General features: G+C 35.3%; 25 protein-coding genes, 1 tRNA gene and 1 other annotated feature. Of the genes, 8 read left to right on the top strand and 18 right to left on the bottom strand.

The features are described from left to right. Positions 1-133: 133 nt before the first annotated feature. Positions 134-373: a DUF1883 domain-containing protein gene (locus IGL28_RS03370; RefSeq protein ID WP_081127906.1), complete on the top strand. Its 240-nt coding sequence runs from the start codon at positions 134-136 to the stop codon at positions 371-373. Positions 374-376: 3 nt separating this feature from the next. Here the strand turns inward: IGL28_RS03370 and IGL28_RS03365 are convergent, their stop codons facing one another. Together IGL28_RS03365 and IGL28_RS03360 are read right to left on the bottom strand one after the other, a co-directional pair. Beyond that, positions 377-562 carry a hypothetical protein gene (locus IGL28_RS03365; RefSeq protein ID WP_081127904.1) on the bottom strand — a complete coding sequence of 62 codons (186 nt, stop codon included), beginning with the start codon at positions 560-562 and terminating at the stop codon, positions 377-379. Positions 563-573: 11 nt separating this feature from the next. Then, on the bottom strand, positions 574-855 hold the full coding sequence (locus IGL28_RS03360; RefSeq protein WP_045171941.1) for a hypothetical protein: 282 nt from the start codon (positions 853-855) through the stop codon (positions 574-576). 159 nt (positions 856-1014) lie between these two features. On the opposite strand from IGL28_RS03360, the gene IGL28_RS03355 reads away from it, so the two are divergent. The 5 genes from IGL28_RS03355 to IGL28_RS03335 all read left to right on the top strand — a co-directional run bounded on the left by IGL28_RS03355 (position 1015) and on the right by IGL28_RS03335 (position 4200). Next, complete coding sequence (locus IGL28_RS03355) at positions 1015-1500, top strand: helix-turn-helix domain-containing protein (RefSeq protein ID WP_179133705.1); 486 nt, start codon at positions 1015-1017, stop codon at positions 1498-1500. A 15-nt stretch (positions 1501-1515) separates the two neighbouring features. Further along, positions 1516-2010 carry an ImmA/IrrE family metallo-endopeptidase gene (locus IGL28_RS03350; RefSeq protein ID WP_081127900.1) on the top strand — a complete coding sequence of 165 codons (495 nt, stop codon included), beginning with the start codon at positions 1516-1518 and terminating at the stop codon, positions 2008-2010. Positions 2011-2108: 98 nt separating this feature from the next. Beyond that, positions 2109-2663, top strand: a complete 555-nt coding sequence (locus IGL28_RS03345) for a DUF4352 domain-containing protein (protein WP_081127898.1) — start codon at positions 2109-2111, stop codon at positions 2661-2663. Between the two features lie 61 nt (positions 2664-2724). After that, a complete protein-coding gene (locus IGL28_RS03340) occupies positions 2725-3039 on the top strand; it encodes a hypothetical protein (RefSeq protein WP_081204294.1) in 315 nt (104 codons plus the stop codon). A gap of 12 nt (positions 3040-3051) precedes the next feature. Beyond that, positions 3052-4200 (top strand): site-specific integrase, encoded by a 1149-nt coding sequence (locus IGL28_RS03335; RefSeq protein ID WP_081127894.1) that lies wholly within the window; start codon positions 3052-3054, stop codon positions 4198-4200. A 92-nt stretch (positions 4201-4292) separates the two neighbouring features. On the opposite strand, the gene rpmA is transcribed toward IGL28_RS03335, so the two are convergent. From rpmA to rplU, 3 genes are read right to left on the bottom strand one after another with little or no spacing between them, the layout of a single operon-like run. After that, entirely contained in the window at positions 4293-4586 is a 294-nt protein-coding gene (rpmA, locus tag IGL28_RS03330) for a 50S ribosomal protein L27 (protein WP_010719806.1), read from the bottom strand. A gap of 12 nt (positions 4587-4598) precedes the next feature. After that, on the bottom strand, positions 4599-4943 hold the full coding sequence (locus tag IGL28_RS03325) for a ribosomal-processing cysteine protease Prp (RefSeq protein ID WP_010719807.1): 345 nt from the start codon (positions 4941-4943) through the stop codon (positions 4599-4601). Positions 4944-4971: 28 nt separating this feature from the next. Beyond that, positions 4972-5280, bottom strand: a complete 309-nt coding sequence (gene rplU / locus IGL28_RS03320; RefSeq protein ID WP_010719808.1) for a 50S ribosomal protein L21 — start codon at positions 5278-5280, stop codon at positions 4972-4974. A gap of 19 nt (positions 5281-5299) precedes the next feature. Continuing rightward, positions 5300-5375 (bottom strand) — a sequence feature (ribosomal protein L21 leader region). A 141-nt stretch (positions 5376-5516) separates the two neighbouring features. On the opposite strand from rplU, the gene IGL28_RS03315 reads away from it, so the two are divergent. After that, a complete protein-coding gene (locus tag IGL28_RS03315; protein ID WP_010719809.1) occupies positions 5517-6170 on the top strand; it encodes a uracil-DNA glycosylase in 654 nt (217 codons plus the stop codon). A 145-nt stretch (positions 6171-6315) separates the two neighbouring features. On the opposite strand, the gene IGL28_RS03310 is transcribed toward IGL28_RS03315, so the two are convergent. The 5 genes from IGL28_RS03310 to IGL28_RS03290 form a co-directional block, all read right to left on the bottom strand. Further along, a complete protein-coding gene (locus IGL28_RS03310) occupies positions 6316-7935 on the bottom strand; it encodes a SulP family inorganic anion transporter (RefSeq protein WP_034698791.1) in 1620 nt (539 codons plus the stop codon). Between the two features lie 132 nt (positions 7936-8067). Beyond that, positions 8068-8427, bottom strand: coding sequence for a DUF1304 domain-containing protein (locus IGL28_RS03305; RefSeq protein WP_063626739.1), 360 nt, complete (start codon positions 8425-8427; stop codon positions 8068-8070). Between the two features lie 388 nt (positions 8428-8815). Beyond that, positions 8816-8889, bottom strand: a tRNA-Arg gene (locus IGL28_RS03300). Between the two features lie 159 nt (positions 8890-9048). Next, positions 9049-9735 carry an O-methyltransferase gene (locus IGL28_RS03295; RefSeq protein ID WP_034698785.1) on the bottom strand — a complete coding sequence of 229 codons (687 nt, stop codon included), beginning with the start codon at positions 9733-9735 and terminating at the stop codon, positions 9049-9051. Between the two features lie 70 nt (positions 9736-9805). After that, positions 9806-10327 carry a signal peptidase I gene (locus tag IGL28_RS03290; RefSeq protein WP_081127892.1) on the bottom strand — a complete coding sequence of 174 codons (522 nt, stop codon included), beginning with the start codon at positions 10325-10327 and terminating at the stop codon, positions 9806-9808. 234 nt (positions 10328-10561) lie between these two features. On the opposite strand from IGL28_RS03290, the gene IGL28_RS03285 reads away from it, so the two are divergent. Then, the gene (locus tag IGL28_RS03285; RefSeq protein WP_438843892.1) at positions 10562-12412 is read left to right on the top strand and encodes a hypothetical protein; all 1851 of its coding nucleotides are present in this window, start codon (positions 10562-10564) and stop codon (positions 12410-12412) included. A 145-nt stretch (positions 12413-12557) separates the two neighbouring features. On the opposite strand, the gene IGL28_RS03280 is transcribed toward IGL28_RS03285, so the two are convergent. The 8 genes from IGL28_RS03280 to dltA all read right to left on the bottom strand — a co-directional run bounded on the left by IGL28_RS03280 (position 12558) and on the right by dltA (position 20793). Next, positions 12558-13562 carry a lipoate--protein ligase gene (locus tag IGL28_RS03280; protein WP_010719815.1) on the bottom strand — a complete coding sequence of 335 codons (1005 nt, stop codon included), beginning with the start codon at positions 13560-13562 and terminating at the stop codon, positions 12558-12560. A 10-nt stretch (positions 13563-13572) separates the two neighbouring features. Then, positions 13573-14313: an MBL fold metallo-hydrolase gene (locus IGL28_RS03275; protein ID WP_010719816.1), complete on the bottom strand. Its 741-nt coding sequence runs from the start codon at positions 14311-14313 to the stop codon at positions 13573-13575. A gap of 65 nt (positions 14314-14378) precedes the next feature. After that, positions 14379-15176, bottom strand: a complete 798-nt coding sequence (locus IGL28_RS03270; RefSeq protein WP_010719817.1) for a DUF975 family protein — start codon at positions 15174-15176, stop codon at positions 14379-14381. Further along, positions 15176-16258, bottom strand: a complete 1083-nt coding sequence (locus IGL28_RS03265) for a M42 family metallopeptidase (protein WP_081127890.1) — start codon at positions 16256-16258, stop codon at positions 15176-15178. Before IGL28_RS03265 ends, IGL28_RS03270 begins: the two co-directional genes overlap by 1 nt. Positions 16259-16496: 238 nt before the next feature. Continuing rightward, the gene (gene dltD, locus IGL28_RS03260) at positions 16497-17768 is read right to left on the bottom strand and encodes a D-alanyl-lipoteichoic acid biosynthesis protein DltD (protein WP_053766126.1); all 1272 of its coding nucleotides are present in this window, start codon (positions 17766-17768) and stop codon (positions 16497-16499) included. Between the two features lie 2 nt (positions 17769-17770). Further along, a complete protein-coding gene (gene dltC / locus IGL28_RS03255) occupies positions 17771-18004 on the bottom strand; it encodes a D-alanine--poly(phosphoribitol) ligase subunit DltC (protein WP_053766127.1) in 234 nt (77 codons plus the stop codon). A 69-nt stretch (positions 18005-18073) separates the two neighbouring features. Beyond that, entirely contained in the window at positions 18074-19279 is a 1206-nt protein-coding gene (gene dltB / locus IGL28_RS03250; RefSeq protein ID WP_010719821.1) for a D-alanyl-lipoteichoic acid biosynthesis protein DltB, read from the bottom strand. Then, positions 19276-20793: a D-alanine--poly(phosphoribitol) ligase subunit DltA gene (gene dltA, locus IGL28_RS03245; RefSeq protein ID WP_010719822.1), complete on the bottom strand. Its 1518-nt coding sequence runs from the start codon at positions 20791-20793 to the stop codon at positions 19276-19278. Before dltA ends, dltB begins: the two co-directional genes overlap by 4 nt. Positions 20794-20797: the final 4 nt, after the last annotated feature.

The following is a 20797-nucleotide window of genomic DNA, read 5'->3' as shown; positions in this document are numbered from 1 at the left end:
CTTCAAATAACCTTTTCTCCTAATAGTTTTTTTAATTCTTGGTTTAAAACGACTAAACATTTATTACACCTCCTACGCTTGTTGTTTGATTTTCACTCCGTTTGATATAATTGAACTAAGGAGGTGAAAATGTATGGTTCAAGTTCCTTACGCAGAATCAAATGGTTCTTTGTCTGTACATGTGGAATTGCAATATGCTGCCGATGTTTTTTTAGTTGATTCTGTAAATTATAAAAAGATGAATTCTGGTCAAAAATTCAAATATTTCGGAGGTCATTATACAAAAACGCCTGTAAATATTACTGTTAAAGGCACAGGTAGATGGTATTTGATTGTCCGTGGAGGTGGACAATACAAATATAGATTTTATTAATCTTTAATCTGAGCTGGTATTGCTAGCCAGCTCTTTCAACGTTGCATTTTCCATCATATATTTTTTGACTTCAGAAATTGCATCTTCAACATTTGAAATAGTCCATTCTTTGTCAGAAATAAATGAAAGACAATTTCCGACGAATTCCTCTTTGTCTTCTTTAGCTGTTATTTTTTTCGATTCTCCCATTTTTCTCCTCCTCAAGCTGGTTGTTTGACATCGTTAGATTTTTCAAGCCTCAATGTATAACTTAAAGTTGACTTCGTGCCAAAAAAAATATTTTCCTCACTAATTTTGTAAATAGAAGTTAACGCTTTTGCAAGAGAAATAGGTAAATCTGTAGAATCTTTTTCGTAATCAGATAGCTTTTGTCTTGTAAGAGTAATTCCATAGTCTTCTTTTAAAATTTCAACTACCTTTTTTTGAGTCAAGTCTACGTTTACTCTAGCCGCAGCTAAAGTAATTTCAAATTTATTGTTCATAAATCCACCTCCTTGAATCATTTACAAAGTAATTTTAGTATAACTTTAAGTTATTGTCAATACAAAAATATAACTTTTGTATAACTTTTTGTTGCGTTGTATAACAACATGTTGTAAAGTATAAATGGATATATTAAAATTAAAGGTGGTGAAAATAAATTGGAAAACAATGTTATAGGCACTCAAATTTCATTACTCAGGAAGAAATTTGGCTTAACACAAGAAGATTTAGCTAACAAACTGGGTTTTTCTAAACAAACTATTTCTAACTGGGAAACCGGATTAAAGACACCAAGAATGGGAGCTATTCAAAAAATAGCTGATTTATTCAATGTCTCTAAGTCTTTCATAATAGAAGGTGTCGAAGAGGCGCCAAGTGCTTCTATAGAAAAAATATACAATCAACTATCTCCACCTCGTCAGCAGAAAGTCTATAACTTTGCTAAACAAGAATTAAAAGAACAGCAAGAGCAAAATAAAGCAGTCATTCCTATTGAAAAAGAGGAAAAGAATAGTGATGAAATATATACACTTGCTGCTCATTCTGATGATCCTGATAAAACATATACTGATGAAGAAATATCTGAAATTGAAGCCTTTTTAGATAAAGTAAAAGCAGACTATGATAAGAAACATAATAAGTAGGTGAGTTTAGTTGAGATGAATGAATATGAAATACTTTTAGATGAAATAGTTAACGAGATTCCTGTAATTGAAACAGAACTTAAAATAAATACCGGACTAAAAGGGAGTTATAGAAATAAAACTATATTCTTAGATAACCATTTGAGTACTGTTGAAAAAAGAGTTATTTTGTCAGAAGAATACTCACATCACAAAACTAGTGTAGGAAACATTATTGATTACACTAATCCTGAGAATAGAAAACAAGAATGGAAAGCAAGAAGAGATTCTGTCGAGCGCCTCGTCACACTTGATCAATTAATCTATTGTGCTAAATTTGGTTGTCATACTAAATTTGAATGCGCAGAATTTTTAGGAGTAACCGAAGAATTTTTTGAAGAAGTTCTTGTTCATTATCACAACAAATATGGCACAATTTATTTATATAAGAATCATATTTTTATTTTTGATGACTATTCCATCTATTGTTTAAATGCTAAGGAACCAGAATTCAATATTATAAAAAAATAAAAAAAGCCCATGCTTTCACATGGACCTCCCCTCATTTCTGAGAGCCTTTACAACAAAATTATATTAAAATATACTCAGAATAACAAGGAGGAAATTTTATGTTGAAAAGTTTTGGAAAAGGTATGTTTGGCTGTTTTGGGGTATTTATTGGATTTATTATATTATGTATTATAGGTTTCGCTGTTTTAGGAAATAGTTCTGATTCAAACACTTCAAAAAGCGCAGGGGAAACAAATACAAACAATTCTTCAGATAATACTTTATCTAAAGAATATCATGTAGGAGATACTGTTAGTTACAAAGGATATGAAATTAAAGTAAATAATGTGAGCTTCAGCAATGGTAATGAATATGAAACTCCTGATACTGGTAAACAATATGTAATTATAAATATTACTATTACCAATAAAACAGGCCAAAAACAAAGCTATAATCCATATAATTTTAAATTAAATGCTAATGGTAATGCAACGGATGTAGATGAAATTGTTACTGATGGTATTGCTACTGATCGACTTAATTCTGGAGACTTAGACAATGGTGCATCTGTTACTGGTAACCTAGTAGGACAAGCAGACCCTAATGCAAAATTGAAACTTCAATATGAAACATCGTTTTGGAACGATGAAACTGTAGATATTTCGTTAAACTAGCAAAAGCCTTCGGGCTTTTCTTTTACAACCAACAAGAACATACATTCGAAAGGAGAAAAACATGCAATATCAAGAATTCAAAGAATGGTTAGAAAACAATTCTAATTCAAAACATATATTTTTAACCAAATGGAAAAACTATCAAATATCAAAAAATAGTAAACGAACTGGAAAAACAAAAAAGTGGGATGATGATAAAATCATTCGTACTGACGAAGAAGAATGGAAAAAAATTGTGGCAAATACCTATCAAAAACTTAAATCTCATTTAGGAATTCCAAAATACAACGGATATCAAGAATGGATTGATTTTATAGAAAAAAATGAGATTTTAGAATCATTTGACAACAGTATTTTAGAAATAGAATTAGAATAGGAGTTGGATTTTATGGCAATGATTAAACAATACCAAAAGAAAAATGGTGAAAAAGCCTGGTACTTCAAGACATATCTTGGTATCGATCCATTAACTGGAAAGAAGAGATATACAACTAAAAGAGGATTCAAAACACAAAAAGAAGCGAAAATCGCACTAGCTAGATTGGAATTAGAACGACAAAAAGCAGGAATGCCAATAAGTACAAATACTACTTTCAAAAAAGCAGCAGAATTATGGCTAGAAAACTATAAAAAAACCGTGAAAAAAAGTTCATATTCAAGGACTAAAATCATCTTTAACAAACACATATATCCAAAATTTGGAAATATTAAACTTTCTAAAATTAATACAGCATATTGTCAAAAAATAGTAAATGATTGGAGTGAAAAAGGCACTTCAAAACAGTACTCTCTTTTCGTTAACTATATGAACAAAGTTTTTAAATATGCTATAAATATTGGTTTAACATCTGATAACCCAACATTAAATTTAATTATTCCAAAACCACAAATTAAAACAGAAAAGAAATTAAAATTATATACAAAAGAACAGTTGGAATTATTTCTAAGTGAAGTATCTAAAGAACAGAATCCATATTTTAAAAACAGAGACTATACGCTCTTTAGACTATTAGCATTCAGCGGATGTAGAATCGGTGAAATATTAGCACTTACTTGGGACAATATTAATTTTAAAACACATGAAATGACCATTAAAAAAACTGTAGCCCGATCAGACAAATATTATATATCTGAAACTCCTAAAACAAAAAAATCAAATCGAATAATTTATTTAGATGAAAAAACTATAAAACAATTAAAATTTTGGAAGCTTGAACAAAGAAAGTACTTGTTTCAATTGGGATTTACCAAAGCTAATTATTTGTTTACCAATGACGAAAATAGTTTCACAATTAATCAGGCAGTAACAGAAAGATACAATGTATATCGTGAGCGTGCCGCCTTACCCTATATCGGTCTGCATGGTTTTAGACATACTCATGCATCAATGCTATATGAGGCTGGTGCAGATCACAAAGAAGTACAAGAAAGAATGGGGCACGCAAATATAAAAACTACTATGGACACATATACACACATTACTAATAGTAAAAAAGAAGAAACAACACAAAAACTAACAAATTATATTAACTTCTAAGAAAGTATGGTCAAAAGTATGGTCAAAAAAATTCTCTTAATTAACAAAAAAGCTCCACCCCTTGCTACACAAGAGATAGAGCAGTTTATTTATTAAGCTTCTTGAGCTACTGGATAAACAGACACTTGTTTTTTGTCGCGGCCTTTACGTTCGAAACGTACTACTCCGTCAACTTTAGCAAATAAAGTGTCGTCTCCACCAATACCCACGTTCACACCTGGATAAATTTTTGTACCGCGTTGACGGTAAAGAATTGATCCACCTGTAACTGTTTGTCCGTCAGCGCGTTTAGCACCTAGACGTTTTGATTCTGAGTCGCGTCCGTTAGATGTAGAACCGCCACCTTTTTTGTGGGCAAAGAATTGTAGATTCATTGATAACAACATGGTCTGCACCTCCTATTTATCATTAATTGTTTTAATTTGGATATATTCTGAATTTTCAGCTTCTATCGATTGTAATCCCAACAAGAGATTTTCTAATAGAATCTCGGCAATATTGTTTTGCTCTTGTGTCAATCCTGAAGTGACTTCGGTATATAAATAACCGCCCTCTTCTTCATTCATTTCGACAATTGGTTCAAAACCAGCTAATGAGGCAATCCCATTGACAGTACTGATCGCTAATGCAGAAACTCCTGCACAGACGATATCACTCCCATAAGGACCAGCATCAGCATGCCCTGTCAAAGTAAATGAAACGATTTGACCAGCGTCATTACGTTTAAATGTTCCTTTGATCATTATTCAGGCCTTCTTTCTCAAGCGCTAATTAAGCGTTGATCGCGTCGATAACCACTTTTGTGTATGGTTGACGGTGACCTTGTTTACGGTGTGAATGTTTTTTAGGTTTGTATTTGAAAGTAACGACTTTCTTTTGTTTGCCGTGTTTTTCAACAGTACCTTCAACAGTTGCACCAGAAATAATTGGAGCGCCTACTTTTGTAGTTTCGCCACCTACTAAGATAACTTCGTCAAAAACAACTTTTTCACCTGCTTCAACGTCAAGTTTTTCAACGTAGATTGCTTGTCCAACTTCAACTTTTACTTGTTTACCACCAGTTTTAATAATTGCGTACATGCTATAAAGCACCTCCTTATAATAGACTTAGACTCGCCATCCAGAGTGACAGTTACCTGTACTTACAAACTCGTTCTGTGCGGTTGTAGCTGTGGAGTCCACAATTACAACAGTACTAGATTACCAGAAACTAGCGCATTCGTCAACTCTAGATTCTAGAACTTTTCTTAAGTCAATCAATCGCAATTTTCACTTTTGCTCATTATAATGTTAGTGAAGACGAAGGAGGTAAACGAATGATCTATCCTGATGAATTGGTTCAAGAAGCAACGATTCGTATGCAAGGTCGTGCGGTAGAAGGTTTCGTTGCTGGTCAAGGCCCACTCCACCCAAAACTCATGCTGGTAGGTGAAGCTCCTGGCAAAACAGAAATCGATAATCATATTCCTTTTAGCGGACAAGCAGGCAAAGAACTAATGCAAACTCTTGCTCTAGCTGGTTTGACAAGAGAAGATGTTTATATTACTAGTGCAGTCAGAAGTCGACCTTATCGGACAGTCCAACGACTCAATAAACGAACTCAGCAAGCAGAAACTGTTTATCCGAATCGGACACCAACGAAAGCGGAAGTATTCGCTCATGCGCCGATCCTAGATTATGAAATCGAACATGTCGAGCCCCATTTGATTGCTACATTAGGCAATATCGGTTTGCAACGGTTATTAGGTTCTGCTTATACGATCTCTAAAAATCATGGTCAGCTTTATACTGGGCCTATTTTAAAACTGAATCAACAAAAAGATGCTTACGAGTGGAGTGATAAAAGCTACCAGATCCTCCCGCTTTTCCATCCTGCAGCTATTTTTTACAATCGAACATTAGCTGACGTGATCCGCAAAGACTGGCTTACCTTAGCAAACTATCTCGAGAAAGATCCTAGCAATCAATAGCCACAGCTTCCATAGGTAAAAAATCCCGAAACAGAAAAAAGCTGTTTCGGGATTTTTGAATTTTTATAGCTTATTTTAATTAAACACTGCAAAAAACACTTTGTTTGCCCTGCTTCTCAAAAACATTTTTCCTGCTCATGACTGATTACGTATATTGTTCATGCAGCGCTGAGAGTGCATGCGCTACTGTTTGGTGTTGCTCAAAGCCAGCTTTTTGCCATAAATGCTGTAGTTGTTTTTCTACTTCTGGTTGTAGCGAGGTGTAGATAATCGTTTGTTCTCGCATTTCAGCTTTTTCTTGAAACTCATCAAAAACAGCCCGGGCAGTTAAATCAATACTTGGAACACCACGCATAGAAAAAATGATCCCCTCTTTTTGATTTAAATCAGCTAATGTATTTTTTAATTTTTCAGCAGACATAAAAAAGAGTGGTCCGCTAATATAGACAACTGTCCAATTATCTAATTTTTTTGTTTCTGGCAAATCCATTCGTTCCCAATCGATTGTTTCAACCGAGATCGTGATTGCCGCACTTTTGATCACAAAGAAAATACAGCCACCGATAATGCCGATGACGATCGCAATACTTAAGTCAAAAATCACGGTACATCCCATAGTAATCAAAAATAATAAGATGCCAGACCAATATCTCTTAGTGAACAAGACGTTGATCGTTTCCCATTCATTCATGCGCCAAGCAGTAACAATCAACACTCCTGCCAAAGCTGGCATAGGAATGTTTGACATAATTGGTGCAAAAATAATCATAGATAAAAACAAAACCAAAGCATGAATGATACCAGCTAAACGAGTCTGTGCCCCTGATTTAATTGCCACACTTGTTCGGGCAATCGCAGCTGTCGCTGGAATGCCTCCAAAAAATGGTAAAACTAGATTTCCGATTCCTTGCGCAACAAGTTCTTGGTTGCTGTCCAATGGTTTGTTTGCCATTCGTCCCGCAGAAGCACCACAGAGCAAACTTTCCACCATGCCAAGCAAGGCAATGCTAATCGCTGGCACCATCACTTCTTTTAAAGAATCAAGATGAAAGGCTGCAAACGTTAAGCGATCGCTACTGATCAACGTCTGTGGAATTTTTCCCACGGTTGCTATCGGCAAGTGAAACAAGAACATCGCAACCGTTGCAAGAATAATTGCCATCAAAGAACTTGGTATAGTTTGAGCCCATTTTTTGGGGTAGATAATCATTCCGATGATCACTAATAATCCCATAATAAAGGAGGAAAAATTTATCGAAAAGCCAAAGGTCTGATAGCTGAGAAACTTCTCAATCACATTTGCACCTTCTGAATGGACACCAAACAAGTTATCCACTTGACCCAAGGCAATGATAATAGCAATTCCCGAAGTAAATCCAGTAATCACTGGAGCTGGAATAAAAGAGGTCAATGTTCCTAATCTAAAAATGCCTGCCACTAGCAATAACAGTCCTGCTAAAAATGTCGCCAGTAACACCCCAGACATCCCTTGAGTAGCTGCAATCGACATCAAGATCGCAGCCATTGCGCCTGTTGGTCCTGAAATTTGATAAAAACCACCTGACAAGCCACCAATAATAAGTCCAGCAATAACCGCTGTAATTAATCCTGCCGCAGCATTTGCACCACTGGACACGCCAAACGCCAACGCTAAAGGTAAAGCTACTGCAGCTACAGTAATACCAGCTAATAAATCTTTTTGGAATTTTTGACGATCATATCCGTCAAATTCTTCATTTAGTAAAAAAATATACTTTTTGAACAACCTAGAGACTCCTTTTTTATAAAAATTTTACGAAACACGCAACTACTAGAATAGCATATTTTTCTAACTCATGTCAGCTTTTTCACAAAGTTATAGGCGTTTTCATGAAAATTTTTATAAAATAAGATTAACTCAAATCAAAAGAGTCAGTAATCCAATGATTGCCAGACCACCTTGTTTCAAAATAATTAGTTTGTCACTAGTTATACTACCGTAAGCTGCGACCAATACAATATAAATCAATAACAAACTTGCCATTTCTTTTGGTGCAGACGAAATATAAGTGGCATACAATAAACCAATACCTAACAATCCATTATAAACACCTTGATTTTTAAATAACGTTTGTACCGACGAATTACTTAATTCTTTTTGACTCATTTTAAATACTCTGCCAGTTGCTTTAGAAGTTGTAGCAAAGGTTTCTAAATACATGATATAAAAAAATTCAATTGCGACTAATGTAATGATGATTTGTGAAATAATCGACATATTTTCTCCTCCTATTCATTTCTGCCTATCGGCTTAGAATAAGTATAGCCGAACCGTTCAAAAATAAAAAAACAAACACACTTGTAGCTATTATATTATAAGAACCTTGGATCCCCTGATATCAAACATCATCCACCTATAGAGGATGGACTGATTTCTGCTTAAACGAAGTTAAAATACACGAATGTATGAATTTGTAGAGTAAAAATTTTACCTACTCCTTTTACTTAGAAAAACATCCAATATATTCTTTTTTAACAAATACCTAGGTCCTACCTGATTAGACTGCGTATCATAAGAATACTTGCTACGTACCCATTTGGTCCAACTACCAGAACAAAGAAAAACCGGTAGAAACTTTCGTTTCTACCGGTTTTGGTTTTTTTTACGTCACAGGAGGGATTCGAACCCCCGACCGTCCGCTTAGAAGGCGGATGCTCTATCCAGCTGAGCTACTATGACAGCTTTTTCGGAACAAAAATAATTATATAGAATCATTTTGGTTCTGTCAATATGAAATAGTTATTTTATCAATAAAAAAGATTGCTCAATAGAAAGCGTTCCTCTTTTACCTAGTGTCCGACAAAAAGCAAGCTTTTTGTCGTAACAAGGTAAATACTCTTAAGGTAGATGAATTTGCTCTTTTTCTTTAGTTATCAAGATCACACCATCACCTAGCGGCACTAATGTGGAAGTCAAGTCTGGATGGGTCATAACGACCTGTAAAAATTCATTTAATTTACGATGAATGGCACGTTTGCCTCTAGGAATCTCTTCATCAGGCAATAAAATCGTTCCGCCTTGAAAAATATCATCAACCATCAATACGCCACCTTTTTTTAGCAGACGTAAACATTCTGGTAAAAACTCAATATATTTCGATTTGGCACTGTCCATAAAAATAAAATCATAAGGCCCAGTTAGTTCTGGTAAAATATCAGCCGCTTGTCCTTCTAGTAAAGTAACTTTTTCGGTTAAGCCAAGTCTTTCATAAGTTGCCTTGGCCTTTTTGATCATAACATCAAAACGATCGATCGTCGTGACGTGACCTTTTTCACTGATTAATTGAGCCATCAAACTAGAAGAAAAACCAATAGCTGCACCAATTTCTAAAACATTCTTTGGTTTTAATTGCCCTAATAAAAACTGCATGAATACGACTGTTTCATGGGGAATGATCGGTACTTCCGCTAAATGGGCTTCTTCTTCAATCAAACCAAGCTCTCCAGACAATTTTTTCTGTTTTGTCCGCATAAAATCAACTAACTCTTCTTTTACTACCGGACGATGCATCATTTCATTACGCATAATCTGCCTCCTCTTCCAAATTATTATACGAAGAACCTGACAAATCCACAAGTTGCAAACAAATTTACACTCACTTTCCTTTTCGTTGGCTATGAGTAAAAAACCGATTGAAACTTTTCTTTTTTTCAAATTCATCTAGCATATTCCAAGCTGTAATACCTGTCAAACAAAAGGCGATGGTAAAAAATAGCCAGCGCATCCAAGTAAATGCTGACTTTGATAAAAGAATGCCAATATAGGGAATCTGAAAAATGGGCGTTCCAATGATGTATCTTCTCCCCACTACACCGGATTCGGTCTGCGTAGAACTATCTGCTTTAGTATAAAAGTCTTGATGGTCTTTTTCCACTGCGATCACTCGTCGGGTGGTTATTTGCTCTCCTGAGTTTTCATAGTACGTAATCACGTCACCAACCAACAATTCTTCTGGTTTCTTCGGACGTACATAGATCAAACTTCCTTGGCTATAGTAAGGACTCATACCACGATCTTCAATAATATGGGTTGATAGACCAGCTATTTTAGGAAGTAAAATAATGCTCAAAATGATCGCTAAAATAACAATCAGTGTAATTGAACTAATATAGGTTATTTTTTATAAAATGGCACTAGTTTCCACTCCCTTTACTCATTTCTTATTTCCCATCATATAATAACGATTTAATTTTATCAATTTTAACTCTATTTCTTCTAAAACAAATTGAAAGAATTTTAAAAAAAATCTAAAAAATAACTCTGGTTATCTAACTTTATGCAGGTTTATGATTGACTAGAAAACAAAAAACGTTTACCCTAAAAAAAATGTTACTTTTAGAAAGGACACATTATGAACTTTTTTAATAACATTGAATATTTTAAAAAAGCGAACTCATTAAAGATAAAATGGTTTTTTACTATTCTATTATCAATGTTATTTTTAATGATAACAGTATATTTCTTTTATTATATTTTTACTCCTTCTGATAGTGGGAAGGTCAAAGAAATAAAAAATTCATGGGAATTTTACTTAAAAAATGAACCTGATTTTCGTTTTGATAGTCATTATATTAGTTACCTTCCAACAGTTGAAAGAAATGAAACTTTTGTGATGGAAACTATATTAAAAGAAGAGATGGATGATTCGAACTTAGTGATTCGGGGAAACAACCAATGGATAAAAGTTTATTTAAATGATCAACTTTTATATGATCGAACAAATGAACAAGACCAACTTCATCCTGGTTTATCTTTGGCAGTTATTGATCTGCCTACACACTATGCTGGTGAACACTTAAAAATCGAAGTTACTTCACCTTATGAAAACTATTCGGGTATTCCACCAAAAGTTTATGTTGGAAATACGGGACCAATCATCAGCTTTATTTTTTCCCAATCTGTTCCTCAAGTAGTTACCATGATCATTGCCATCTTTTTAGGAATTGGGATATTGGTGTACGCCATTTTTAAGCTTTACAAAAAAAAGACACTAGATATTTCACTGATCATTCTCAGTTGTTTTGCGTTAGTCTTAGGGTTTGAATCAATCTCTGAAGATATATTAAGCGGCATCCTTTTTGAACCAATCGTCCATTCGATTTTATCTGATACATTTACTATTTTAACTTCAGTATTTCTGGTATTGTATTATTTATCCCGAATGAAACATTATCAAAAAATATATGGTCTCTTTTGTTTTCTGCAAGTCTCCATCCAAATAGGTGTCCTTATTTATTCATTGATGACAGTAGGAGAATTAACTGAACTAATGCCCATTGTTAATGCGGTTAGTGTAATCAGTACATTAGTTACTTCCCTTGTCTGTGTTGGGGAAGCCTATCGGAATAATCGTTTTTTCATTGCTTGTACACCGTGGATTGTGCTGATTGCCATTTTCCATTGTATGCTTTATATCCAACCATCATTAGGTATTTATAATGCAAATATTAATTGGTCTACTATTCTATTTATGATTATTCTGATTATTATCATTTGTTATAATATTATCGAGTACATTATCAGCTTTGATAAGCATCAGCGAACTGTTAATTTCTTGAAAACAAAATCGGATTTACTTGAACAGCATTATGATCAGCTACGTGATCACATTCAAGAAATCAGTACATTAAGAACTGAGTTTATCCAAACTATGGAAAACTTAGAACACTTGGTCAAGGAAGAAGAAACCGATGAAGTACAAAATTATGTGCAAACTATCTTAACTAATGCTCGAAATTTTGAATTTATTTTCTCTTACTCCTCTCACCAACTCACTAATCTTATTTTAGCTCGTTATCAAGAAATTGCATCAAAGCGAAATATCAAAGTGAAGTTTCAAGCCGAACTACCAGAAGTATTGACCGTCAATGATGATGACTTGACCCAAATACTGATTCATGTCTTAGAACATTCTTTTAGAGAAACACATGCCATTGAAGATCCAATGCATCGAAAAATTTATTTATCGATGCAGGAAAAAGAAAATCAACTATTGATTCGTTGTGAACATAGCGCAAACTATGAAACAAATCTCTTTTCACAAGGAATTACCGAAAACTTTGCTGAACAAGAACAGTTTGATTTAAAAATAATCCAAGATGTGGCGGAACGTTATGCAGGAACGTTGACTCAGGAAAAAGATAGTCAGGTAGATCGTTTAATCATCCAATTGACTAAAACAAATCCCAAGAAAAGCATATAATGTCTTTGGCAGATTGGAAAATTGATTTATTGAATGAAGGTTTGAGCGGACAAAATAATATTCGTTCTCTTTCTCAAAAAAAGATAAAAAACAGGGAACACCAATCATTGGTGTTCCCTGTTTTTGACTAATGACTAACATTCGATCAATATAAAAGAGCAAGAAAATCTTCAGCTTCGATCGCACCAAAATACTTTTTGATATCAATCGTTTTTACTACATCACTTAAAACTGATTTATCATATCTTTGTCCAATCAGTTTTTCTTCGACGTCCTTTATCTCTCCTAACCCAAAGAAGTCACCAAATATTTTCACATCATCAATCAAACCATGTGACACATTCAGATGGACTTCGATCGAACCAATCGGATACCGCTTTTGTCTCGAAAAGTTAAAATCAGGTGATTTCCCATAATTCCAATCCCAATTACGATAATAGCGATCAGAGATTTCGTTGATTTTGATCCAGTCTTTGTCTGTTAGCTGATACGTATTAACCTCTGCCAGCGTTGCTACTCCGAATATTTTTAATAGAATTTCATCACGAAATTCTTCTGTTAACATTTCTTGTTTTTCTTTAGGTAAAAATGGTTTGATATTGGTCACACGAGAACGAATCGATTTGATCCCTTTGGACTCGATTTTATCTTTTTTTACTTTTAACGCATTGACCACTTCATTGATGTCAGAATCAAACATGATAGTTCCATGGGCAAACATTCGACCATTCGTTGCATACATCGCATTACCAGAGAATTTCATACCATCAATCACTAAATCATTTCGGCCTTTTAATTCCGCTCCAGATACCCCTAATTCGTGAAGAGCCTGAATAATTGGCTTAGTAACTTTAGCAAAATCACGGAAAGAATCGCCATCATCAGGCATGATAAAACTAAAGTTTAAATTTCCAAAGTCATGATAGACGGCTCCACCGCCACTTAAACGACGAACGACATGGATGCCCTGTTGTTCAACGTAATCTCGATTGATTTCTTCGATCGTGTTTTGATTACGCCCAATAATGATAGATGGTTCATTGATATAAAACAATAAGATCGGTTCATCAACAGGCATTTCTTGGAGTAAAAATTGTTCAATTGCTAGATTGATACGTGGATCATGCTTGTCATTCGGTACAAAAATCATTGTCTTCCTCCTAGATATCAAATACTTTATCGACTTTTGCTAGTGCTACTTCTACTGTATCACCCGCAGCTTGTTGCGCTTCGTTCTGTAATTGTGTAAGATCCCCAAATTGAGGTAAATGGGTCAATACTAGCTTTTTGACTTTTGCTGCTTTCGCAAGTTCCCCCGCTTCTTTTGACGTAAAGTGCGCTTTGTGTCGTTCATTACCAGCAAACAGATAAGTATCTGCTAGAAATAAGTCTGCATTTTCAGCAAATTCTACAAAACTTTCCAAATAGCCGGAATCACCTGTAAAAACAAAGACTTTGCCAGTCGCTTCTTCGACGATCCGCATGGCATAGCACACCACTGGATGGATGGTTTCCATAAACGTGATTAAAAAAGGACCTACTTTCAATTCTTCTGCCTCAAAATAGCCACGTCCTTCTGACACGTTCGGCATTGTTAACTCATCAAAATGAAAAGTATCTTTAGTATGACCATAGATTGGCAAGATAGCTCCTGGTTCTTTTTCAGGATGTAGTTGCCAATAATATTGCAATACACCTAGATCAGCGATGTGATCATGATGGTAATGGCTCAAGATAACCGCATCAAGTTCTAACGGTTCAAGATGCTCTTGTAATTTTATCAAGGTGGCGCTACCAGCATCGATCAGTAGGTTAAAGCCAGCTGACTGCAATAAATAGCTAGTCGTTCCTTGATTTTTATATGGATAGGCGCCTAAGCAACCTAATACAGTTAATTTCATGATCGTTCTCCTTTCAGAATCAATGTAATAGAATCCTGTTTTTTCTGTGAAACCTCTCTCATGTTTTATGAAAAATAAGTAGCTGGGGGTTCTTTTTCAAGTCTTGCTTGCTCGTAAAAACCTGCAATGGTCACATTGACATAGGCGATAACCCACAATAAACCAAAGAACAAGGCTAGGGCTCCAACAAGGTACCACCCGATAAATGAAAGTTGTAATAGGATATAAGTACCTAAACGATCTTTTAATAAATACCATGCGTATTGCAAACACTGGATGATTGAAAGTTCTGGGTAATCAAATTTAGTCCAAGCCGCAAATTGAAACAATCCGCCCACAATACTCATCAACAAAAGAGAAACAAAGGTCATGAGCAGGGTGGTCAAAACGTAACTAATGTCCAAAGCATTCCCTGATAACACATCTGTTGAAATTGTGTTTGAATTAAATAGTAATTGTGTATAAGTATTGACACCACCAATCAAAAAACCTGGTAATAAAACAAGGGCATTAATAATCCAATTGATCACAACATTGATCAAATTAATCACTAAAATAGGTCCAAAATATTTTTTTTGAAAGACGGCAAACAATAAATTACTTTTTGCTCTGCCGCCGCGAACGACTACCAGCGCAATGTAATATAAGGCATATGAAAAAGCAAATAAAAGGAAATTCTCTAGTAAAAAGCTAACTATTTGTTGTTGCGTGCTATCTACGAAAAAAAATCCCTCAAAAAACATTTGGATCAAACCCGCAACAAACATCGAAAGAAAGACTAGCCAAGCATTGATTCCCCATTGTTGCGCAAGGCTAGCTCGAGCTTTTTTGCGATAATCTGAAAGTGATAACTTTGTTTCCATTAATCATAACTCCTAATCTTTTCAACTGTTTTGTGGTCTAATCGCTTCACTAATTCCGTCACTAATTTCACAGTATTCAAATAATCATCTTCATGGATCACTGAAGTATGTGAATGCAAATACCGCACCGGAACAGTAATCGCCACAGACGGTACCCCATCTCTTGTCAAATGCATCTGTCCTGCGTCTGTCCCCCCACCAGTAATGACGGTGTATTGGAATGGTATATCCATTTCTTCCGCCACATCAATCACAAAATTCAACAGTTTTTTATGTGGAATCATTGAAGCATCAAAAATCAAGATTTGTGGACCTTTACCCAAAATCGAATCCGCTTCTTTTGGCGTCATCCCCGGTGTATCTCCAGCTGTTCCTGTATCTAAAGCAAAGGCGATATCTGGATTCACTAAGTGTGTACTTGTGCGTGCCCCTCTAAGGCCAACTTCTTCTTGCACATCGCTCCCTGCGAATAAAACATTGGGATGTCCTTCTTTTGCTAAATTCTCAAGAACTCGTAATGAAACAGCTGTACCGATGCGATTGTCCCAAGCCTTAGCTAGTAAAAATTTACCGTCATTCAACCGTTTATACTCAATATATGGGGTTACCATATCGCCAGGGCGAATACCCCATTCTTTTGCTTCTTTATCGCTTGTCGCTCCAATATCAATAAACATATCCTTGATATCATACGGTTTATTTCTTACTTGTGGGGTTAAAACATGTGGCGGTTTCGAACCAATCACGCCATGGATCACTTTCCCAGCTTGTGTTTTGATTTCCACTTGTTGGGCTAACATCACTTGTCCCCACCAACCACCTAATGTTTGAAATTCTAAAAAACCTTTATCAGTGATCTTAGTCACCATAAATCCCACTTCATCCATATGACCGGAAATAAAAATCTTAGGTCCACCATCAGAACCATGTTTGGCGATAATACTACCTAAACCATCATAAAAAATATCTTCCGCAAAGTCTTTTGCATACTTTTTATAGACTTGTCTCACTTCTTCTTCATTGCCTGGTACTCCTTTGGCTGAAGTCAGATCAATCAATAACTGTTCTTCTTTTTTATCCAAAACGTCTCCCTCATTTCTCGTATTGATAGCTAGATTATACCATTTATTAGGTGTGCTTTTCAGCAGAACGATTTTTTCAGTTAGAAAAAAGCCAGGATTCCTCGAAAGTTTACCGAATAACTTTCAATAATCCTGGCTTTTTTGCATAATGCATACGATAGCAATCGCTATTTTCTCTTAAATGGACTGACAGCAGTAAACGAGCGTTTCTTTTATGCACTTCGTGTTCGAAACTCCATTACTGTTGGTTTTCTTTTAAATCATTTGGTGAATGTTTTTGCCAGTCTTTACTATAAAATGATGGATCCAATTGATAGTGACTTGGTTGTTGTTGGTTTTCTAAAAACGGTCTAATCCGTTGATCTGCTGCTAGCCACCCTTTCCAACCTAAATGAATGGTGTCTTCCATGAAATAAGGTTGATCAGCCATTTTTGTAAAATCTGCGATCCGATCAAAGCCTTGACTCTGCAATTGAAATTTGATTTTCTTTGCAAATCCTTGAAGCATTTCTTGAGATAACCCAGTATAATCACTCCATTTTTGATTCACAGGTGGAATGATGAATAATGCTTCTGCCTGTTCTTGGGCTAATTGCTGTAGGACTAATTGAAAATCTGAAAATTCAGGTGAAAAACGATAATCCCAATTTTTTTGAGAATTTTTCAGCTCTTTTAAGTGGTGACGAATGCGCTCTTTGTAAAAATCATTTTTTAACTCAAAAGAATTGTCGCTTGTACTTTTTCTCCCAATATTTTCCGCTAGGTTTGCCAGAACTTTTTCTTGATAATTAGCAGGCAACGGCTTCATTGCCTGATCAATTTTGTCTTGTTTACTTTTCAGACCAATATTGCTGAACATTTCATCTTCTCTTTTTAAAATATTCCAGTTCAAGCGCAATTGATTTCGTTTTTCGACAGAAGGAAGTTGACCTTTTTTGATCATTTGTAACATTTCCGTCAATTTTTCATCTTTTTTAACGATAGAAAAATGTAAAAGTCTTCTAGCTAAATAACGGTCAGCAGGAGTGATTTTTTTCAATGAGAACAGCCAGTCAAGGGTTTGTAACTGTGAATAATACGTATCAAAATAATCTTTTTTTACGCCATCTTTGACAAACCATTGTGGAGAAATGATAAAAACGATTTTCTTATTTTTCAAATCATCTCCTGCAGAGCGCATCATCATATACTGACTTAATGATTGTGTCCCAGGTGCCCCTAATAAGAAGGGACGATAATCACGATGGTATTTCTCCGCCAAGACGGATGGGTGAAACGGACTGATCCGACTGAGTTCACTTGAACCAAAAAAAGGAACATATTTTTTTTCAGCTAAGGCTTCGTTTTTGATGATATCTCCTTTTAACACATTTTCGGACATGGATGTAGAAGCTTTTTTTATGACTGTTGGGTCGGTTAGATCCACACGATACGAAGAAGTGAAAAAAACTGCTATCAATCCAAAGGCTAAAAGGATTGGACCGAAAATAGCAAATAATTTCTTTTTCATTCTCATCCCTTCAATTCTTGTACTTGTGCAATGATTTTATTCGGTGTGCCCCACTCTTCACGATCAAATTCAGAAACAGGGACTTGAACATCTAATTGTCCATCTAATTCGACTAATAATTGAACAGAAGCAAGTGAATCCAGCAATCCTTCACCAAACAAATCAAGCTCTCGATTCTCTCTTATTTCATCTGTTCCTGTAATGTCTTCTAAAATAGTTAAAATTTGTTCTTCCATAATATAATCTCTCCTTAAATAATCATAATGTAAAATAAATCATTTTTAAGTCTTAGATAATCATCTGCTTTACTTAAACAAAAGTTGGTCTAAAAAGCCCGAAAATATCAATAAACTAAAACAAACTGCTTGGAAAGTCATAAAGACAGCAAAAGCGTGAGTAAACCAATTGGATGGTAGTTGTTTTTTATGTTTTTTCTTGAATCGTAGCCAAACGTCGGTTAAGCAAATCAAAGTAGCATGATACAACCCATACACGATGTAATACCAAGTTAGACCATGCCAGATTCCCATCAATAGGAATAATGCATAATAACCAATATTCGAGGTTACAATTTTACTTTTGAACCATTTTTTCTTCATCAAGAAAAACATCAAGCGCATATAAACATAATCTCGAAACCAAAATGATAACGTCATGTGCCAACGATTCCAAAATTCTTTGATATTCCAAGACAAGAATGGTTTGTTAAAGTTGATTGGTGTTTGGTACCCCATCAAGTAACTCGTTCCCACCGCAAACAAACTATAGCCTGCAAAGTCAAAAAACAGATATAAACTATACACATAGGTATATCCTACTAATGACCAAGAAAAACCACCATGTTGCAAGGCAGCTTTGGAAACGATTGGTAACAACACTTGACCCAAATAATAGCCAATAATAAATTTGTATAAAAAACCTAGAAAAATATTTTGGATACCTTTTTCTAATAATGTCAGATATTTCTCAGTTGCAGGTGGCTGACATTGATCCTTTTCAAATCTTCTATAGCGATCGATTGGTCCAGATGAGATCGTTGGAAAAAAGAGTAAAAATTGAATATAACGAAAAGGCTGATAGTTCTTGATCAATCCATCCCTAATTTCCATGATCATCTGAACAGATTTAAAGGTTAGATAGGAGATCCCTAGAAAGGCTAGAAAAGATTCTTTCCCATGGGCAAAAAACGGTGTGACTTTTGTTAAAAATAATGGGAAAATCGCTAGGATCACCGCTAAGTAAAACCAAATACCTTGATTTTTCTTTTGACGGTAAACGAAGTAAGCCCAAACTAATAATGTCTGCCAAACAACATATGCAATCAAGGCTACACCTTGTTGCCAATAGACACCACCAAAACTGATGAATAAGAAAAGCAAGGTGATGAGTGTTTGATAAATTGGCAATCTTTTCCCTCGAATCAACAATGATAGCACGATCGGTACTAAACCGATGATTAACAGCAGAAAATAATAAGGTTCTGCGTACGGGATCATATGTGGAAAGGTCATTGAGGATTCACCTCAGCTATTAATTTTTTCCGATCGATTTTCCCGTTCACCGTTTGTGGTAAAAGATCAATGTAATTGATTTTTTGAGGGACCATGTAATCCATGACCGAATGTGCCAATTTTTCCTTAATTGATTTAGAGAGTTTAAAACTTGGTTCTGGCGAATTTTCTTCTAATACAATAAAAGCAACTAGTTGTTGAACTTTAGTTCCTTGGTATTTTGGAACAACTATCGCTTGTTTAATCCGTTCATCTAACAAAAGCCCGTGTTCGATATCTCCTAATTCGATACGATACCCATGAAGTTTTATCTGTTGATCCATTCGTCCCTCATAGAACAAAAGACCTTCCTCATTAAGAAACCCAGCATCGCCAGTATGATAACTTTGTTGATCCTGTTTCTTGAAAAAAGCAGCTTTGGTTTTTTCTGGATTATTCAGATACCCCTTGGAGACACTAGGACCCAAGATAATAATTTCACCTGTTTGATTGACCGGTTGCACTTTTTGATCATTCACAATCTGAACCTCGGTATCTTCTTTGATATAACCAATCGGTAAACGTTCATAGCGATCTAAAATACCTTGAGTGATTTGGATACTTGAAATAGCAACCGTGGCTTCCGTTGGTCCATACGTATTATAAATACGGGCTTCAGGAAATCGTTTCAATAATTCTTGCGCTGTTTTTTTGGTTAATTCTTCCCCACAGAACAAGAAAGTGGCTAGATCTGGTACATGTTCCGCATCAAAAGTGGGTTCCATCAAACAGATATCGATAAATGAAGGAGTTGACACCCAGACATCTAATTTCAACTTTGCTAAAGTAGAAAATAATTGTCTAAAGTCTTGAATAACCGCTTTTTCTAAGGGTTTTAACATTCCTCCTGTCACAAGTGCTGGATAAATCGAAAAAACAGATAAGTCAAACGAAAATGGTGCTTGTGCTAAGAAACGTAGACCCTGTTCAAGATGAAATTCCTGGATCGTCCAACGAACAAAGCTCAATAAGTTATCATGACTGATTTGCACACCCTTGGGCTCACCTGTAGTACCAGAGGTAAAAATGATGTAATAATTTTCGTCACCTTTAACTGGATGTGTTGCTTCGTATTGACTCTCTTTTTTCGTGATCGTTGCTAATTCTTCCCGAGAAATCACTGGGATACCATCTGTTTCCATCTGCCAGTCACCGACACTAATGATCAAAGCTGGTTTTGCTACTCGAAGAATTGATTCAATTCGCTCATTCGGCGTATGTTCTTCAATCGGAAGATAGGCATGGCCAGCTTTGGTGACACCAAGAAAAGAAACGATCATTTCAAACTCTAGATTTCCAAAAACCACGATTGGTCCCTGTTTCTGTAGATTTCTGTCTAAATAAGCTGCTAAAGCATCGGACTTTCTTTTTAGCTCACCATAGGTATGCTCTGTGATTTCTGTCTGATAAACGACCCGATCTGGTTCCGTTTGACCAAAAAAATCAATTGATTCAACGATTGTTTGAATATCCATCGTC

Origin of the sequence: Enterococcus sp. AZ077, from assembly GCF_051714965.1 — a bacterium.
Classification (GTDB): Bacteria; Bacillota; Bacilli; order Lactobacillales; family Enterococcaceae; genus Enterococcus_B; species Enterococcus_B hirae.
This window is presented reverse-complemented; position numbering and strand designations above follow the sequence as displayed.

What these genes read in the sequence shown, in the direction of transcription:
- IGL28_RS03370 (WP_081127906.1), top strand. Translation starts at nt 134, where the DNA reads ATGGTTCAAGTTCCTTACGCAGAATCAAATGGTTCTTTGTCTGTACAT.
- IGL28_RS03365 (WP_081127904.1), bottom strand. Translation starts at nt 562, where the DNA reads ATGGGAGAATCGAAAAAAATAACAGCTAAAGAAGACAAAGAGGAATTC.
- IGL28_RS03360 (WP_045171941.1), bottom strand. Translation starts at nt 855, where the DNA reads ATGAACAATAAATTTGAAATTACTTTAGCTGCGGCTAGAGTAAACGTA.
- IGL28_RS03350 (WP_081127900.1), top strand. Translation starts at nt 1,516, where the DNA reads ATGAATGAATATGAAATACTTTTAGATGAAATAGTTAACGAGATTCCT.
- IGL28_RS03345 (WP_081127898.1), top strand. Translation starts at nt 2,109, where the DNA reads ATGTTGAAAAGTTTTGGAAAAGGTATGTTTGGCTGTTTTGGGGTATTT.
- IGL28_RS03340 (WP_081204294.1), top strand. Translation starts at nt 2,725, where the DNA reads ATGCAATATCAAGAATTCAAAGAATGGTTAGAAAACAATTCTAATTCA.
- IGL28_RS03335 (WP_081127894.1), top strand. Translation starts at nt 3,052, where the DNA reads ATGGCAATGATTAAACAATACCAAAAGAAAAATGGTGAAAAAGCCTGG.
- rpmA (WP_010719806.1), bottom strand. Translation starts at nt 4,586, where the DNA reads ATGTTGTTATCAATGAATCTACAATTCTTTGCCCACAAAAAAGGTGGC.
- IGL28_RS03325 (WP_010719807.1), bottom strand. Translation starts at nt 4,943, where the DNA reads ATGATCAAAGGAACATTTAAACGTAATGACGCTGGTCAAATCGTTTCA.
- rplU (WP_010719808.1), bottom strand. Translation starts at nt 5,280, where the DNA reads ATGTACGCAATTATTAAAACTGGTGGTAAACAAGTAAAAGTTGAAGTT.
- IGL28_RS03315 (WP_010719809.1), top strand. Translation starts at nt 5,517, where the DNA reads ATGATCTATCCTGATGAATTGGTTCAAGAAGCAACGATTCGTATGCAA.
- IGL28_RS03305 (WP_063626739.1), bottom strand. Translation starts at nt 8,427, where the DNA reads ATGTCGATTATTTCACAAATCATCATTACATTAGTCGCAATTGAATTT.
- IGL28_RS03295 (WP_034698785.1), bottom strand. Translation starts at nt 9,735, where the DNA reads ATGCGTAATGAAATGATGCATCGTCCGGTAGTAAAAGAAGAGTTAGTT.
- IGL28_RS03285 (WP_438843892.1), top strand. Translation starts at nt 10,562, where the DNA reads ATGAACTTTTTTAATAACATTGAATATTTTAAAAAAGCGAACTCATTA.
- IGL28_RS03280 (WP_010719815.1), bottom strand. Translation starts at nt 13,562, where the DNA reads ATGATTTTTGTACCGAATGACAAGCATGATCCACGTATCAATCTAGCA.
- IGL28_RS03275 (WP_010719816.1), bottom strand. Translation starts at nt 14,313, where the DNA reads ATGAAATTAACTGTATTAGGTTGCTTAGGCGCCTATCCATATAAAAAT.
- IGL28_RS03270 (WP_010719817.1), bottom strand. Translation starts at nt 15,176, where the DNA reads ATGGAAACAAAGTTATCACTTTCAGATTATCGCAAAAAAGCTCGAGCT.
- dltD (WP_053766126.1), bottom strand. Translation starts at nt 17,768, where the DNA reads ATGAAAAAGAAATTATTTGCTATTTTCGGTCCAATCCTTTTAGCCTTT.
- dltC (WP_053766127.1), bottom strand. Translation starts at nt 18,004, where the DNA reads ATGGAAGAACAAATTTTAACTATTTTAGAAGACATTACAGGAACAGAT.
- dltB (WP_010719821.1), bottom strand. Translation starts at nt 19,279, where the DNA reads ATGACCTTTCCACATATGATCCCGTACGCAGAACCTTATTATTTTCTG.
- dltA (WP_010719822.1), bottom strand. Translation starts at nt 20,793, where the DNA reads ATGGATATTCAAACAATCGTTGAATCAATTGATTTTTTTGGTCAAACG.